Origin of the sequence: Streptomyces sp. MZ04 (genome assembly GCF_004684775.1) — a bacterium.
Taxonomy (GTDB): Bacteria; Actinomycetota; Actinomycetes; order Streptomycetales; family Streptomycetaceae; genus Streptomyces.
This window is the reverse complement of record NZ_SRIC01000489.1, coordinates 1-3,025: the sequence shown is the minus strand read 5'-3', so window position 1 is coordinate 3,025 and position 3,025 is coordinate 1. Positions and strand designations below refer to the sequence as shown.

Below are 3,025 nucleotides of genomic sequence, written 5' to 3'. Positions count from 1 at the left end.
CCGCTTCCCCGCTACTCCCGCCGCAGTAGTCGCGGCGCCGCCCGCCCCCGGCGACGTACCCCCAACTGCCTTCCGCCATACGACGACCCGAGGCACCCGGCACCACCACCCTCGATGCCATGGCAACCTTCCGATACACCGATCCCGTACTCCCGAAATCCGCGACCGGCAGGACCGCCGACGCCTACGCTCAGATGGCGGTCGATTTCGGCCTGGCGGAGCCCGCGCCGCTTGTCGCACTCTCACCGGCGCCCGAACTGTTCACCGCCGCCTGGGCGTTGCTCCGCGAATCACTCCTCGCGGACGGCGGCACGCCCGGTGACGGCACGCCCGGTGACGGCACGCCCGGTGACGGCACGCCCGGTGACGGCACCCCCGACGGCAGTACCCGCACCGAACGCGAGCTCGTCGCCCTCGGTGTCTCGCTCGCCAACCGCTGCCCGTTCTGCGTGAGCGCCCACACGACGATGCTGCACGCCACCGGCGACCACCGCGTCGCGGAGCGGGTGCTGCGCGGCGAGCAGCCCGAGGATCCGGACCACGCGCGGCTGCTGGCGTGGGGCAAGGCCACCCGCACTCCGGGCAGTCCGGAGCTGGCCGCGCCGCCCTTCCCGCGTTCTCATGCTCCGGCCCACATCGGCACCGCGCTCACCTTCCACTTCATCAACCGTGTCGCGTCGTCCCTGATCAACGAGCGGATGCTGCCGTGCAACGCGCAGCGCCTGCGCGTGGTGCGCTCGCTCGGTGGCCGTTCCCTGCAGAAGGCGGTCCGCCGCACCGTCACGCCCGGCGACGCGCTGGCCCTGCTCGACGAGACGCTGCCCGGCCCCGAGTGGTCCTCCGGTTCGCCCGTCGGTTCGGCGTACGCCGCGCTCCGTGCGACGGCGGCGACGGGTGCGGGCCTGCTCGACGAGGCCGATCAGCGGCTCGTCGAGGAGACGCTGGCGTCGTGGGACGGGGCGCATCCGCCCATGGTCTGGGAGGCGCTGCCCGATCGCGCGGCCCGGCCGGGGGCACGGCTCGCGCTGCTGGCGGCGCTCGCTCCGTACCGCATCACGGACGAGGACGTGGCCGCCTGGAAGAAGCCGCCGTTCAGCGATCACTGCCTGGTGCACCTGATCGCGTACGGCGCGTTCGCCGCCGTCGACCGCATCGAGAGCGGCATCACCGCCCACCTCGCCAAGGAGACGTCATGACCTCGGATAAGTCGGAGAAGATCGCGTCCGCCAACTCCCGCCAGGCCGAGGCCTGGAACGGCGGCGTGGGCGCCCACTGGGCCGCCCATCACGGGCGCTTCGACACGATGCTGAACGGCCTCAACGACACGATCTTCGAGGCCGCCGCCATCGGTGCGGGCGACCGTGTCCTCGACATCGGCTGCGGTGCCGGGGTCACCACCCGTGTCGCGGCCCGGCGCGCCGCGCACGGCCACGCGGTCGGCGTCGACATCTCGGCCCCGCTCCTCGACATCGCCCGTGCGCGCACCGCGGCCGACGGCATCACGAACGCGGCGTACGAACTGGCCGACGCCCAGGTCCATGCCTTCCCGGCCGCCGCGTACGACGTGGCGATCAGCCGTGGCGGGGTGATGTTCTTCGCGGATCACGCGGCCGCGTTCGAGAACATCGGGCGTGCGCTGCGCCCCGGCGGACGGCTCGTGTTCGTCTGCCCGCAGCCCATCGAGGAATCGCCTGATCCCGATACGGGCGAGGCGAGCGAGGAGTCCCGGGTGCTCGCACTCTTCGGCAAGCTTCTGGCGGAGGAGGCCGGCCCCGGTGAAGAGCCCTCCGCCGACGCACTCGCGACCCGTAACGCGATGGCCTCGCTCTCCGACCCGGCCCGCATCCACGAGGCTCTCGCCGCGTACAAGGACGTCACCGTGACGCCCGTGAGCATCGAGGCGGTGTGGGGCGAAACCCCGCGGGACACGGTCGACTTCATGCTGTCCCGCGCGCCGGGCCGCGTCGTGGCCCCCGAGGCGCGGGCGGCCCTGGAGGACGTGTTCCGTCCGTACGCGACCGAGAGCGGGGTGCGGATGAGGGCGGGGGTGTGGCTGGTGACGGCGGTGCGGCCGCGATAGGGCCGCTGCCCACAGCTGACGGCGGTGCGGCCGCGACAGGCCCGCCGCCCCTCAGCACCTCCGGAACGGCCACACCAGGCCGCCGCCCCTCAGCACCACCGGAACGGCCACACCAGGCCGCCGCCCCTCAGCACCACGGGAACGGCCACACCAGGCCGCCGCCCCTCAGCACCACCGGAACGGCTCCTCGAATCATCTCCGGAACGGCCTCGCGTACCCCACCACTTGGGCCGCGAGGCCCGCGATCGCCGCCGCCTCGACCACCGAGAGGGCGAGCAGCAGTCCGCCCCCTTCCCCGTCGGCCCAGAAGACGACGAGGCCGGCGAGCGGCACCACGCAGAACGCCACCAGGTCGACCACGCACTGGATGACCTTGCGCGAGCGGCGCCGCGCGTCACCGCGATGGGCGGTCTCCCAGCCGAAGGCAGCGGGGGCCGCCCTCTCGTCCGTGCCCGCCAACCGCGCGAGGCGCGGCCCGAGATCGCCCCGCACATAGGCGCCGATCGCCGAGATCTTCTCGTCGTTGACGAGGTAGGTCCACCCCAGGACGACGCAGACGGGCCCCAACGCGAGGAGCATCGAGGCCCGTTCGGTCTGCGCGGCGGCGGCGAGTGCCGCGACGGCCGCCAGCGTCACGTACAGAAGATTGTCGCGGAACCCGATCCGCGCCTTCTGCTCGTCCTTGACGACCTGGTACTCGGCCAGCAGCAGCTGCCCGACCGTTATGTCCCCCTGCTCCCCGCTCATGCGTCTCCCCATCTCTGAACCGCTACTCCCGTAAGTGTCGGGGGAGTTGTACAGTCCTCTCCACTCCGCGTTGGATCACGGCACCCGCACAGCGCCCTGTCCCTGTCACGTGGCACCTCCGCACGAGCTCTCGTGGCCGGGTGTGCCCTGTCAAGAACGGCCTGCCCATGAACGACGCCAGTCCTCCCTCCGTTCCCC

3 protein-coding genes are annotated in these 3,025 nt (G+C 72.5%); 2 read left to right on the top strand and 1 reads right to left on the bottom strand.

Translation table 11 applies throughout. The features are described 5' to 3' along the window. Nucleotides 1-119: 119 nt before the first annotated feature. Together E2651_RS42285 and E2651_RS42280 are read left to right on the top strand one after the other, a co-directional pair. Complete coding sequence (locus E2651_RS42285; RefSeq protein ID WP_135336576.1) at nt 120-1,196, top strand: carboxymuconolactone decarboxylase family protein; 1,077 nt, start codon at nt 120-122, stop codon at nt 1,194-1,196. Beyond that, nucleotides 1,193-2,080, top strand: a complete 888-nt coding sequence (locus E2651_RS42280; RefSeq protein WP_135336575.1) for a class I SAM-dependent methyltransferase — start codon at nt 1,193-1,195, stop codon at nt 2,078-2,080. The genes E2651_RS42285 and E2651_RS42280 overlap by 4 nt, the downstream gene beginning before the upstream one ends. A 192-nt stretch (nt 2,081-2,272) precedes the next feature. Here E2651_RS42280 and E2651_RS42275 read toward each other — a convergent pair whose 3' ends face one another. Next, entirely contained in the window at nt 2,273-2,827 is a 555-nt protein-coding gene (locus E2651_RS42275; protein ID WP_135336574.1) for a hypothetical protein, read from the bottom strand. Nucleotides 2,828-3,025 lie beyond the last annotated feature (198 nt).